Origin of the sequence: Corynebacterium genitalium ATCC 33030, assembly GCF_000143825.1 — a bacterium.
Classification (GTDB): domain Bacteria; phylum Actinomycetota; class Actinomycetes; order Mycobacteriales; family Mycobacteriaceae; genus Corynebacterium; species Corynebacterium genitalium.
Map to the genome: position 1 here is coordinate 389,074 of NZ_CM000961.1, position 12,892 is coordinate 401,965.

13 protein-coding genes are annotated in these 12,892 nt (G+C 61.0%); 10 read left to right on the top strand and 3 right to left on the bottom strand.

The genetic code is table 11. The annotated features are described in order from the left end of the window. Genes HMPREF0291_RS01870 through rfbB form a run of 3 tightly spaced genes read left to right on the top strand, consistent with a single transcriptional unit; the run spans position 1 to position 3,521 of the window. On the top strand, positions 1–1,275 hold the full coding sequence (locus tag HMPREF0291_RS01870; protein ID WP_005287079.1) for a Dyp-type peroxidase: 1,275 nt from the start codon (positions 1–3) through the stop codon (positions 1,273–1,275). Positions 1,276–1,287: 12 nt separating this feature from the next. After that, positions 1,288–2,520 (top strand): hypothetical protein, encoded by a 1,233-nt coding sequence (locus HMPREF0291_RS01875; RefSeq protein ID WP_005287082.1) that lies wholly within the window; start codon positions 1,288–1,290, stop codon positions 2,518–2,520. After that, a complete protein-coding gene (gene rfbB, locus HMPREF0291_RS01880) occupies positions 2,517–3,521 on the top strand; it encodes a dTDP-glucose 4,6-dehydratase (RefSeq protein WP_005287085.1) in 1,005 nt (334 codons plus the stop codon). Before HMPREF0291_RS01875 ends, rfbB begins: the two co-directional genes overlap by 4 nt. Before the next feature lie 397 nt (positions 3,522–3,918). Here the strand turns inward: rfbB and HMPREF0291_RS11460 are convergent, their stop codons facing one another. Both HMPREF0291_RS11460 and HMPREF0291_RS01885 read right to left on the bottom strand, forming a co-directional pair. Next, positions 3,919–4,248: an ArsR/SmtB family transcription factor gene (locus HMPREF0291_RS11460; RefSeq protein WP_083770227.1), complete on the bottom strand. Its 330-nt coding sequence runs from the start codon at positions 4,246–4,248 to the stop codon at positions 3,919–3,921. A gap of 576 nt (positions 4,249–4,824) precedes the next feature. Beyond that, entirely contained in the window at positions 4,825–6,111 is a 1,287-nt protein-coding gene (locus tag HMPREF0291_RS01885; RefSeq protein WP_040423988.1) for an MFS transporter, read from the bottom strand. Between the two features lie 475 nt (positions 6,112–6,586). Here HMPREF0291_RS01885 and HMPREF0291_RS11710 point away from each other — a divergent pair, with 475 nt between their 5' ends. The 3 genes from HMPREF0291_RS11710 to HMPREF0291_RS01895 all read left to right on the top strand — a co-directional run bounded on the left by HMPREF0291_RS11710 (position 6,587) and on the right by HMPREF0291_RS01895 (position 9,913). Continuing rightward, positions 6,587–6,754, top strand: coding sequence for a hypothetical protein (locus HMPREF0291_RS11710; RefSeq protein ID WP_005287091.1), 168 nt, complete (start codon positions 6,587–6,589; stop codon positions 6,752–6,754). A gap of 25 nt (positions 6,755–6,779) precedes the next feature. Then, on the top strand, positions 6,780–8,129 hold the full coding sequence (locus tag HMPREF0291_RS01890; RefSeq protein WP_005287094.1) for a sugar nucleotide-binding protein: 1,350 nt from the start codon (positions 6,780–6,782) through the stop codon (positions 8,127–8,129). A 242-nt stretch (positions 8,130–8,371) separates the two neighbouring features. Then, positions 8,372–9,913, top strand: coding sequence for an HNH endonuclease signature motif containing protein (locus HMPREF0291_RS01895; RefSeq protein ID WP_005287097.1), 1,542 nt, complete (start codon positions 8,372–8,374; stop codon positions 9,911–9,913). A gap of 3 nt (positions 9,914–9,916) precedes the next feature. Here the strand turns inward: HMPREF0291_RS01895 and HMPREF0291_RS12115 are convergent, their stop codons facing one another. After that, positions 9,917–10,048, bottom strand: a complete 132-nt coding sequence (locus HMPREF0291_RS12115) for a hypothetical protein (RefSeq protein WP_005287100.1) — start codon at positions 10,046–10,048, stop codon at positions 9,917–9,919. A 4-nt stretch (positions 10,049–10,052) separates the two neighbouring features. Here HMPREF0291_RS12115 and rfbA point away from each other — a divergent pair, with 4 nt between their 5' ends. The 4 genes from rfbA to HMPREF0291_RS01915 are packed head-to-tail and all read left to right on the top strand — an operon-like array spanning position 10,053 to position 12,891. Continuing rightward, on the top strand, positions 10,053–10,916 hold the full coding sequence (gene rfbA, locus HMPREF0291_RS01900) for a glucose-1-phosphate thymidylyltransferase RfbA (RefSeq protein ID WP_040423989.1): 864 nt from the start codon (positions 10,053–10,055) through the stop codon (positions 10,914–10,916). Between the two features lie 6 nt (positions 10,917–10,922). After that, positions 10,923–11,768 carry a glycosyltransferase gene (locus HMPREF0291_RS01905; protein ID WP_005287106.1) on the top strand — a complete coding sequence of 282 codons (846 nt, stop codon included), beginning with the start codon at positions 10,923–10,925 and terminating at the stop codon, positions 11,766–11,768. A gap of 20 nt (positions 11,769–11,788) precedes the next feature. After that, entirely contained in the window at positions 11,789–12,499 is a 711-nt protein-coding gene (locus HMPREF0291_RS01910) for a glycosyltransferase family 2 protein (protein ID WP_005287108.1), read from the top strand. Further along, positions 12,496–12,891 carry a DUF2304 domain-containing protein gene (locus HMPREF0291_RS01915; RefSeq protein ID WP_005287112.1) on the top strand — a complete coding sequence of 132 codons (396 nt, stop codon included), beginning with the start codon at positions 12,496–12,498 and terminating at the stop codon, positions 12,889–12,891. The genes HMPREF0291_RS01910 and HMPREF0291_RS01915 overlap by 4 nt, the downstream gene beginning before the upstream one ends. The last annotated feature ends 1 nt before the right edge of the window (position 12,892 follow it).

The window sequence follows — 12,892 nt, forward strand, 5'->3', positions numbered from 1 at the left end:
ATGACCGACAACCCCCGCCCCAGAGCGCACCAACCGACCCGCCGCCAGTTCCTGCACGGCGCAGGAGTTGCCGGGGCTGCTGGAATGGTAGCTGCTGGGGCTTCGGCGTGCGCGAATGAAGGGGGCGGGGAAGGAGGCGTCGATAAGCCAAAGGACGCGTGGCCCGGGCAAGGCATGGGCGAAGAAGCGGACGCGTATCTCGCTGACTCGCGCGTTGATTTCGACGGGGAGCACCAGGCTGGTGTTGCCACGCCCGAGCAGGCCTTCAACAAGCTCATCGCGTTCAATCTCCAGGACGGCAAGGACTCCGTGGAGGACGCGCGGCGCCTCATGCGGCTGTGGACTGATGACGCCCGGCGCATGTGCTCTGGCCTGGCCGGGCTTGCGGACCTCGAGCCGGAGAACATGGTCTCCACCGCGAACCTGACCATCACGGTCGGGTTCGGCCGCAGCTTCCTGGACAAGCTCGGGCTGGATGCGCCGGAGTGGCTCGGGGATCTTCCCGCGTATTCTCGTGACGAGCTCCGTGAGGAATGGTCCGGCGGCGACCTTTGCCTGCAGATCTGCGCGGACGACCGCTTCACCGTCTCGCACGCGGCGCGGTTCATGACGAAGACGGCGCGCAACTACGTCGACACCGCGTGGATCCAGGACGGGTTCCTGCACGCCCGCGGCTCGATCGAGCAGGGCGAAACGCCGCGCAACCTCTTCGGGCAGCTCGACGGGTCCGGCAACCCGCCTACCGATGACTTCGACGACATCGTCTGGATCTCCGACGGCCCCGCGTGGCTGAACGGCGGCACCGCGATGGTGGTGCGGCGCGTTGCCATGCTTCTCGACGAATGGGATATCCTCGACCGCCCCTCCCGCGAAGTCGCAGTGGGACGGACGTTAGACACCGGTGCCCCGTTGACCGGGCAAGATGAATTCGACGAACCCGACTTTGACGCCCGCGACGAATACGGCTTGCCCGTCATCGACCCGAATTCCCACATGGCCAGGGCTTTTTCCGACGATCCCGCCGAGCGCATTTTCCGCCGCCCCTACAACTACGACATGCCGCCAGGGCCAGACTCCCGCGGCTCCTCCAACGCGGGGCAAATGTTCATCTGCTTCCAGAAGAACCCCTTGCAGCAGTTCGACCCGATCCAGAAGCGTCTCGACGACGCCGACCGCCTCAACGAGTGGATCACCCACATCGGCTCCGCCGTGTTCGCCATCCCACGCGGGACGCGCGACGGCGAGTACTGGGGCCAACATCTGCTCGAGGGCTAGAATCAGCCCACGATGAAGGCTCTGTCATTCGCGACGGTGTTCGCGGCGCTCTCCGGGTTCGTGGTCCTCTGGGTCGCGTCCTGGTCGCTCGACGCCGGCACACAGATGCTGTATTTCCAGGCGTATTGGAGCTTGTTCTTCGCCTCGGCGGGCTTTATCGACGGCATCACCCAAGAAACCACCCGCGCCGTGTCCTCCGCTCGAACCAGCGGTATGGCGGGCACAGCGAACCCATGGCGTCTAGGAGCCGTCATTGCGGCTGTTGTCGCCGTGCTCGCCCTTGTCTTCGGGGTTGTGTTGATGGGTCAGCTCGTGCCCTTGGACAGGTCTGTGGCGACTGGCTTGTTGGTATTCGGCCTGTCCAGCTACGTTTTCCAGGCCGTGCTGTCCGGCATATTGAGCGGCACTCAGTTGTGGAGCCAGTACGCGGCACTCGTCGCCTTCGATTCTGGGATCCGCCTCGTGCTCGCAGGTGTTGCTTGGGCGGCAGGGTTCGGCTTGCCGGCATTCCTGATCATCACCGTGATCGGTGCTCTGACGTGGGTGCTGATCCTCGCAGCGTCGTCGCACGCCCGCAGCCAGATTCGTGTCACCCTAGATGTGGACCGGTCTGAGTTCACCCGCCGCGTTGGCGCCGCGATCGTGGCGACTGGCGCCTCTGCAACCCTGATCACCGGCTTTCCGATGCTGGTCAAATTCGCCTTCCCCTCCCTCGACCCTGCCGCAGGTGCCGCCGTCGCCGCTATCAACCAGGCAGTGCTGCTCACCCGCGCACCGGTGTTGGTTCCCCTACAGCGCTTCCAGTCGGCCCTTGTGGTGCGCTTTGTCACCAACCGGGCACGGATCTACTCTTCGCTGCTCCGCCCGATCGCGGCCGTCCTTGGGATAGGCGTGGTCGGGTTTGCCGCCGCGTGGCTGATCGGGCCGTGGATCCTGCGGGCGTTCTTCCCACCAGAACTCTTCGTGCCAGGCTTGCCGCTGGGCCTACTCACGTTCGCGTCAGCAGTCATGGGCGCGCTCATCATCACCGGCACGGCTGTTCTCGCGCTAGAGCTGCACACCTGGTACGTCGCCGGCTGGGTGGCCGGCTCGGTAGCTACCTTCGCTCTGCTTTTCGCACTTCCTGCCGTAGGCGGCACCGGTGTGGCCACGACGGTGATCGCGGCATTGATACTCGGCCCACTGACTGGCGCGTTAGTGCACGTCATCGGCTTGTCAGGGAACCGGGATAAAGTGAACGCATGACATCTTCTGCGAACACGATGCTCGTCACTGGCGGCGCCGGCTTCATCGGCGCCAACTTCGTGCGCATGGTGGCCCAGCGCCAACCGGAGACGAAGATCGTCGTGCTCGACGCTCTGACCTACGCGGGCAACGCAGAGAATCTCGCCGGGTTGGACGAGGCGGCTGTGACTCTGGTTGAGGGCAGGGTGGAGGATGCTGGGGTCGTCGATACGCTCGCGCGCGACGCGGATGTCGTGGTGCATTTCGCTGCGGAGTCGCACAACGACAATTCGCTGCGGGACCCGTCGCCATTTGTGGCGACCAACATTATGGGCACATACACGCTGGTCGAGGCCGTGCGGAAGTACGGAACGCGGTTCCACCACGTGTCCACCGACGAAGTGTTCGGCGATCTCGCGTTGGACGATCCCGCGAAGTTCACTGAGTCGACACCGTACAACCCGTCCTCGCCGTACTCCGCGACCAAGGCCGGCTCGGACCACCTCGTGCGCGCGTGGGTGCGGTCCTTCGGCATCGACGCGACGATTTCGAACTGCTCCAACAACTACGGCCCCTACCAGCACATTGAGAAGTTCATTCCGCGGCAGATCACCAATCTGCTCTCCGGGCGGCCCGCGAAGCTGTACGGCACGGGCGAGCAGGTTCGCGACTGGATCCACGTCGACGACCACAATGACGCCGTCCTGGCCATTCTCGAGCGCGGCAAAGCCGGTGAAACGTACAACATCGGTGCAAGCGGCGAGCGCTCGAACCTCGAGGTCATCACCATGATCTGCGAACTGATGGGCGGCGAGTTCGAGCACGTCGCCGACCGGCCCGGCCACGACATGCGCTACGCCATGGACGCCACCAAGCTTCACGACGAGCTCGCCTGGCAGCCCCACTACACCGACATGCGCGAAGGCCTAGCCAACACGATCGAGTGGTACCGCACCCACGAAGCGTGGTGGCAGGAGGCGAAGGACGCGGTCGAAGAGGGGTATGCACAGCGCGGGCAGTAGCCCACCTTGAGCTACCTTCGAAACGCACGGTCTCGCCCCGCTGCGCACACATGTCATCTTCCAACCAGCGGCCTAGCACGTGGGCGAAGAGGATGGCGACGACCAAACACTCGCGCACTCTGACCCCAATAAACGGGGGGTCAGGTAAAAACTCCGCGTTCACCCACCCCGGGGAACCCCGCTAGTCAGAGCCCGGAATCCGACTAACCAGAAGTGCTGTTCGACATCGCAGAGGCCATTTTTTGATGGGTGGCACAAATCCGAGGCCCAGCTTTCTACCCCGAGGGCGCGAAGACATAAGGAATCCCGTGAGTCGGGCGAATGTCAGATGACATCTCCCAGTAAGAAGGAAGTAGCAAAGTCATACTCAGTCTAAAATTCAATCTTGAAGTTTCTGTCACTTCAGCTGGCCGTTTCCACTCGAGATAATTATCTGGTCCAGCAAGCCCGGAAACACTTCCTCAAGATCAGTTCGACGCAGACGCGTCATGCGTCCGTTTCCCACGTCACGCTGCCAGACCAAACCGGCATTACGCAGAACTTTGAAGTGATGTGTTCGCGTTGAAGGCGCCCACGGGGTACCAAATTCTGAACATAGTTGTTCAGTCCCATCTGGCTGTGCAGCCAGTTTTACAATCACTTTACGTCGGTTAGCGTCTGACAATGCGTGCAAAATTTTAGAGAGGTCAAACTCGTCGATACTCGGGTGGCCATCCTGATCAGGCATACGATCTCCTTTCAAGGAATGAAGGAACTAATAAAATCGTAGCTGTTCAAGATCGTGCGATATCATTCCAGTTAACTACACCACGCGAGGAAACTATTTACTCACAGGAGTCGACAAGGGACGATGCACTAAAACTCCCGTATCCACTTGATGTTCTCAGGAGGCACTGCCATGAATAACCTCGGCAGCTATTCAGTCAGTGCTCCCACCGACTCGCGAATGACCACCCGTGCTATTGCTGCCCACATACAATGATGCATGCCGTATCCAAGATGCATACCGTATCCAAACGGTAGATGTTTCTTCTAGTTACGCTGAACACTCACCGTCCACAGCGAAGCGAAGACCGTTTGGTCTCTGTTTGCCGCATGAGCATCTACGTACACAACTTCACCTGGATAGGTTTCCCCTTCTTCCATTTTAATCCGCCTCGATGCAATGCACGGAAAGGTAGGAGTTCCTCCCGGAGAAAGACGGCGGAGAAGTTCTTCAGTCGTGGAGGGTAGTCATCGAAACAGGCGAGAGACTGGAAACGTCTCGAGTTTCAGAGGAACGAATAGTTGTGCTCATTGTTTCTTACTCCTTTTCATTTAACTTAGCGCTGGAACCGCGCCGTACGAGCAAGACAGACACAGTTACCAACGAAACAAGGGCCGTCAGCGTGAGCGCGCTTGTACTGAAAGCGTCAGCATAGACATCTGGGTGGCCCGGTTGCCCAGCCGCAGTACTTGTCGCAGCTTCGCCGGAAAGCTGTTGTTGAATTTGCAGGGAAAGCATGAACGCATACCCGGCAACGAACAAAGCCTCGCTACCCACACGGAAAAAGTTGAGCACGCCAGCCGCTGTGCCGGTCCTTTCAGGAGGAACAACCCCCAGTGCGTGTCCATCTACAAGGCCAATGGGTAGGCCGAAGCCCAAGCCAAGCAAGATCATCGGAATAATTACGAGCCCGATTGACCCCTCGGGCGTGAGCAGCATCAGGCCAAGGTCTCCGACAATAAGACAGATCAGACTGAGGTACACCACAACGCCAACCGTTATCCACGTGACTTTCTCAATCAGTTTGGCCACTAGGATTGGCGCAACAACGACTGGGATTGTCATCGCAAGCATGATCAGGCCAGCTTGTCCCGCACCGATACCTTTAATGCCACTGAAGGCAGAGGGTAGATAAGTCAGCACTGTAACGAATCCAATAGAACCCGCAATCGGCACCAGACACATGGCGAGGAACTCTCTGTTCTTAAGAATGGAAAGATCTAACAGCGGTGTCTTTGTCTCATTAATATCCTGCGCAGCGTCGGTGGCTGTAGGAAGGATTCTTGCATTCAATGTAACCAACGCAAGAATTACACCATGAACAGCAAAAACTCCTCGCCACCCAAAGCTCGAAACCAAAATTCCTGAGATAGTTGGGCCTAAGGTCAAGCCCAATCCATTGATAGTTCCAAACAGGGCGAATGCTCGGCCTCGCGCACTGCCTTCATAGGCGTTAGAGAGCATAGAGCTAGCTCCAGTGAGGACGGCTGCCGCCCCACAACCTGCAATAAGTCGCATGAAATCAAGCAAAAGAAGCGACGGGCTAGCAGCGCTTATCAGGCTGGACACCGAGAATAGGGCAGATCCGACGACAAAAGTCACACGAAAGCCAATACGGTCACTTACAGCTCCCCAGCCAAGAACTCCCAGTGCAAACGCAACGTTGAAACCGTTAACGACCCATTGAAGTGCTGTCGTGTTTGCCCCAAGGTCAGTGGAGATCTGCGGAAGAGCGATGCCCGTTCCGGAAATTGACATCGGCGTAATGAATTGCGCCACAAGGACTATAGGCAAAGTCCATCGACTTGGGGTGGTGTCCGCCACGACTTTCTCTTCTGGCGTAACTCTTGTCATCCTGTTCCCTTCGGTATATACTATTTCTATAGTAGCTACCAAGTATTTAGTACATATGCAAGCGGAGGGAAAGTTTTTGTGGAACTTGAGCAGGATTCATCCGACGTTGCGATTGTCGACGGTGGCTCTTCAGGCATGCTCATGGCACTTTAACTGTCATTACAGGGGTTAGAGATTCTGCTCTTCGAACCTCGGCCGAGCGCAGACCGCCGTCCAAGAGTTGACATGACTCATGTACGTTCACTCTCGCGCCCAATCCGCCGTGGATACATTCCATTAACTGACCCCCACCTACTTGGAAAACGTTCCGAACTTAAGAACGTTGCCGGTCTCCAGCCCCCCCCCCGCCGGTGCCCCGCGGAGGCGACACCCGTCGCAACCCGGCAAATCCGAAGCCTCTACCGAAGCCTGAGGAACAACCGACCAAGAGTGCCTCTACGCCGACGTGGGAGGCGCCGATGACGCAGCCGACGACGAGCTCTCCTGGCGGCCCCACTACACCGACATGCGCGAAGGTCTTGCCAATACGATCGAGTGGTACCGCAGCAACGAAGCGTGGTGGCGGGAGGCGAAAGACGCCGTCGAAGATGCCTACGCGTCGCGCGGGCAATAGCTTCCTGCGGCCGTAGGATGAGCGTATGGCTGAGCTTGAGACGCTGACAAGCGTGCCCATCGAGGGACTTGAAGTCCGCACCTTAACTGTTCACGGCGACAACCGGGGATGGTTCAAGGAAAATTGGGCCGGCGACCCCGCGATGCGCGTGGAGCAGAACAACGTCAGTTTCAACGCGCAGCGTGGGGCGACACGCGGCATGCACGCGGAACCGTGGGACAAATACGTCTCTGTTGCAACGGGACGCGTCTACGGCGCGTGGGTTGACCTGCGCGAAGGTTCACCGACATTCGGCGCGAAGTACGGGTGCGAAATCGGTCCGGACACTGCGGTGTTCGTGCCGCGCGGCATCGCCAACGGCTTCCAGGCGCTCGAGGACGCTACAACGTACATTTACCTGTGCAACGCGCGCTGGAGCCCACACGCGCAATACGCGTTCTGCTCCTACCGCGAGAGCGAGTGGCCGCTCGAGCCCACTGAAGTTTCAGCGAAGGATCTCGAGCATCCGATGCTTGCCGACGCCTCCCCCGTCCCCCCTCGCCGAGTGTTAGTGACCGGAGCGAACGGGCAGTTGGGCCGCGCGTTGCGCCCGTTGCTGCCCCACGGGGATTTCGTGGGCCACGACGAGTTCGATCTGACTTCTGATGTCTCGACGTTGATGTCCGCTCGGGATTGGACACAATACTCCGCGATCATCAACGCAGCGGCGTTCAACGACGTCAACGGCGCAGAAGGTGACGGCCGAAACGGGGCCTGGGCCGTCAACGCGCTGGGTCCAGCGAAGCTCGCGCAGATTGCGGGGCGCTACGACCTGACACTGGTGAACGTGTCCACGGACTACGTCTTCGACGGGACTGTGGGGGTGCATACCGAGGACGAGGCACCCAGCCCGCTGTCCGTGTACGGCGCCTCCAAAGCCGCGGGTGAGGCCGCTACCGCCGCCTGCCCCCGGCACTACCTAGTGCGGACGTCCTGGGTGTTCGGCGACGGGGGTAACTTCATGACGACCATGGCGCGGCTCGCACGCGAAGACGCCAGCCCGCAGGTGGTCAGTGATCAGCGCGGGCGACCGACGTGGGCCGAAGACTTGGCACGAGGCATCGTGCACCTGCTTGATTCAGGCGCCGAGTACGGCGTGTACAACATCACCTCCGGCGGCGACACCGCCTCCCGTGACGAGATCGCCATGGCCGTCTTCATCGCCTGCGGCGGCGACCCCTCCTCCGTCCAGCCGGTCACGACCGCGCAATACCAAGAGGCCTTCGGGCCCGAGGCGCCCCGGCCGGCCGAGTCCACGCTGGCACTGGACAAGATTGAGGCGACCGGATTCAAGCCGACGAACTGGCGCGCGGCCCTGGCGATGTACCTGGGGTAGGGCCAGCTCTTTAGAACGCGTGCACTAACGATCAGTAGGGCGCTTGAGGAGCCTTTTCGCTGTTCGAATTCACCTTGCCGTTGGAACAGTCTTAGGTCGTTCACCATAGGATTTCGGGGAGATCCGAAGATTTCAAATCACCTTATCGAACATACGTGCGTTTTTCGTGGCTCGGTTGTCCACGCGAGGTTGTAAGTTATGTGGCAAAGACCAAGCACCATACAAAAAAGGGGGTGGCGAAGATGACCGAACGAGTTGGCGCAGATTCCTTGGCGGATGCCGTGGATGCCATCGCAGAAGCAATGGCTGACATTTCGCGCATCTTCGCTGACCCCCACGCTTTAGCCTTCGATGCTGTCCGCACCGACATGGAGCGCCTCGAAGAGATCCTCTCAGGCCAGAAGGCATATGCCGACGCTGCGTTTGCCTACCTGTGTGACCGTGACGGAGCTGGCCGAATTGTCGGCGCGAACCAGCCTGCCGCGTATCTGCGCGATGTTCTCGGTCTATCCCAGGCAGAGGCCATGGGGCGCCTACGCCGAGGAGAGGACCTCTTCGCCCCAGTCGAGGACACCACCCCCGACGACGAGTTCCTCTTCGCCGGCATCGACCCTGACTCCCCCGACGCGGACGAAGCAGCTGCGGCGGTAGCGGCAGCTGCGGAAGAGGCTCGTCGGAAAGCGGAAGAAGAGCGTGAGGCGAAGCGCCGGGCGAAAGAGGCTGCGCTGAAGGCGGCGAAGGAAAAGCAAGACATCATCAACCGCGAGCTGATGAATCTTCGCGACGACGCGGTTCCGGGGCGCCCGGTCATTCTCGCCAAAGCTCTCGACGAGGCTAACAGGCGCAGCCCAGAAGACCTGCGCAAATTTGTCCGCCGGCTCGTGGACAACGCCAACGCTGCCGGCCGGAAGAACAGCCCGGACAAGCCGCAATCGGACTTTGATGCGCGGAAACTCATCATGGGCAAGCCCGACAGCGCAGGCATGTGCCGGGTCACCATCGATCTTCCGGCCGGCGAAGCCGCGGTGCTCAAGGCGGCGCTGGACCTCGGGCGCGGCGGAATAGGCGACAAATCGGGCTCTTCCGAGCAGGAGCCAAAAGACACGCGCACGATGTCGCAGCGGCGCTTCGACCAATTCATGCACATCGTGACCAACTTCTCCGGAACCAAGGCTGGCTCGCAGGGCGGTATCGGCACTGTCGTCGTCGGCATGACCCTCGATGACCTGAACAACGCCGACCACACCACTAAGTTCATGACCAACACTGGGATCAGCCTGACCGCGTACGACATGCTCCGCCTCGGGTTCACAGGCACCGACTTCATCGCTCAGCTCGACTCGGTCACCGGCGTCCCCCTCTCGCTGGGGCGCACCCGCCTGGCAAGTGTCCACCAGCGCATCGCACTGCTGGCCATGCAGGGAGTATGCGCCTGGCACGGGTGCGACCGCCCGATGAGCGAGCTAGACATCCACCACATGGAGTCCTTCTTCGACGGCGGGCTGACAGACATCGAGAACCTCATCGCCCTGTGCCGCGAACACCACATGTGCAACAACGACCGCAGAGATGGCAGAGGTAACAAGGGTTACGTCGACCGCGACCCCGAAACCGGCCGGGTGGGGGTGATCCCCGCAGACGGCGGGCCGATGAGATTCAACGAAACCGTCGACGCCCACGAAAGCATCGGCCACAAACTCCGCAACCGACCAAAAGGGCACCACCCGCCACCGGGATCAACCCCCGGAGGCCCTCCTGACCCGGTGCTCTTCCCCGTCGCTTAATCGTCACCTATTCTCCCCTGCCCGCAGGCCGCCGAAGCGCAGAAATGCTGCCGGTGTGTCTGCGGGCTGGCACGCGTGGGCGTCGATAAGCACGGCGATGCGCGTGCGGTTGCGCGGGCGCGCACTAGACTCCACCTCTATGAAGGGCATCATCCTCGCGGGCGGATCGGGCACACGGTTGTACCCGATCACGAAGGGCATCTCGAAACAGCTCATGCCCATTTACGACAAGCCGATGATCTACTACCCGCTGTCCACGCTGATCAGCGCAGGTATTCGCGAGATCTTGGTGATCACCACGCCGGAAGACCGGGGCGCATTCGAGCGTTTGCTTGGCGACGGCTCCGCCTGGGGCCTCATGATCGACTACGCCGTCCAACCCTCCCCGGACGGGCTGGCGCAGGCGTTCATCATCGGTGAGGACTTCATCGGGGACGACTCGGTGGCTCTGGTCCTGGGCGACAACATCTTTGAAGGGGCCGAATTGACGCGGCTGATGGGCGACGCGTTCGACCCGGCCGGCGGAGCGATCTTCGCGTATGAGGTGTCCGACCCGGAACGCTACGGCGTGGTGAGCTTCGACGAGCACGGCACCGCGACCGCCATTGAGGAAAAGCCTGCCCAGCCGCAGTCCAACTACGCCGTGGTCGGTCTGTACTTCTACGACAATGACGTGGTCCGAATCGCGAAGACGATTGAGCCGAGCGAGCGCGGAGAGCTGGAAATCACCAGCATCAACGATGCTTACCTGCAAAAGGGCGCGCTCAAGGTGCACCGCCTCCACCGCGGCGACGTGTGGTTGGACACCGGCACGATCGACTCGATGAGTGAAGCGAGCGCATATGTCGAGGTGATTCAGAAGCGCACCGGCACCGTCATCGGGTCACCGGAGGTCGCGGCCTACCGCCAGGGCTTCATCGACGCGGCCGCGCTGGAAAGTCTTGCTCAGCCGATGTTGAAGTCGGGCTACGGCCAGTACTTGCTCGATGCGGCTCGGGAGTGACCAGACATGACCCATGAACAACCCTATGAACAGCCCGGCGCGGTCACGGTCTTGATGTCGGTGTACCGCAACACCACCGCCGACGAGCTCGCGTTGACCTTGGACAGTCTCGCGGCCCAGACGCGGCCGGCGGAGCGGATCCTGGTGGTCAAAGACGGCCCGGTGACCCACGAGGTGGAGGACCTACTCTCCGTGACAGCCGCGGTGGACACGGTAGCGCTGGAGCGCAACAGCGGACTCGGCGTCGCGTTGGCAGAGGGCTTCAAGCACGTTGACACCGAATTCGTCGCACGGTTGGATTCCGACGACGCCGCGTTCCCGGAGCGCCTGGAGAAGCAACTGGCGTTCATGCGCGAGCACCCGGAGGTGGCGGTTCTGGGCACCTCGATGCAGGAGTTCAACGGCGAGCGCCCAGACCCGTCCACCACGGGTGGGATCCGGCGTCTGCCGGAGACCCACGAGGCGATCGCCCGCTACGCTCGGATCAACTCCCCGATGAACCATCCGTCCGTGCTCATGCGCACCGAGGCGGTCCGACGTGTCGGCGGCTACCAGCCGATGCACAACATGGAGGATTACGACCTCTGGGCTCGCCTCATCGCGGCGGGTGAGAAACTCCACAATCTGCCAGAGCCGCTGACGTACTTCCGGGTGAATGACGCCCAGTTGAAGCGCCGCACGACCGCGGAAACGCGGAAGGCTGAACGCGAATTGCAGGCCAAACTTGTTCAGTACGGCCTGATCTCCCGCCCCCGCGCCGCCGTTAATCTAGCGGTGCGGAACCTCTACCGCGCACTGCCGTTGAGCACTATGAAAAGGGTTTATGCGGTCCTGTTCCACCGCGGCCGGTAAGCGCGACTAGTCTGTCGGTCATGGCCCTCAATCCTTTGCGCAACGAGTTCGCAGACACGTGGCTGATCGTGCCGTGTTACAACGAGGGCCCTGTGATCAACCAGGTTTTGGCGAATGCGCTGCAGACGTTTCCCAATATTGTGGCGGTCAATGATGGCTCGGCCGATGATTCGGCAGTGCAGATCCACGCGGCCGGCGCGCACTTGGTGAATCACCCGGTCAATCTCGGGCAGGGTGCGGCAATCCAGACGGGTGTCGAGTACGCCAGAGCCCAGCCCGGCGCGCGCTTCTTTGTCACCTTTGACGCTGACGGCCAGCACCAGGTCAAGGACGTGGTGCGTATGGTGGGCCGGTTGCGGTCGGAGCCGGTGGATATCATCGTCGGCACGCGTTTTGCAGGCGACCAGGAGAATTCGCAGGTGCCGCTGATCAAGCGCATCGTGTTGAAGACGGTGGTGTTCTTGTCGCCGCGGACCCGCAAGCTGGGGTTGAGCGACGCGCACAACGGGCTGCGTGCCTTCAACGCGAAGGTGGCGGCGGAGATGAACATCCGGATGAACGGGATGTCGCACGCGTCCGAGATCGTCGCGATGATGGATGAGCGCAAGTGGCGCGTCGCGGAGGAGCCGGTGGACATTTTGTACACGGAATACTCGATGTCGAAGGGCCAATCGCTGGTCAACGGCGTGAATATTCTTGCTGACGGGCTTGTGGCCAGGAGGCTGCCATGATCCAATTCATTCTGCTCATCGCGGCGGTGGTGCTCGCGGTGTACTTCTTCACTCAGCGCAAGAAGGCGTTCGCGAAGGCATGGGTGAAAGTCGGGTTCGCGCTGCTGGCAATAGCGGCCGTGTGGGCGATTCTGCGTCCCGACGATGTGACCATTGTGGCGAATTGGCTCGGGGTGGACCGCGGCACGGACTTGATGCTGTATGTCATGATCATCGCGTTTTTCTTCACCACGATGTCCACGTGGGTGCGGTTCCGCGAGCAGGAGTTGCGGTACGCACGGCTCGCACGCGCGGTCGCTCTCCAGAACGCGGTGCCGCCCATGCTTATCGACGCCCCAACCAACCCCTCCCAAACCCCTCCCCCAGGTAACTCCCGTGACGGTCTAGACTAAA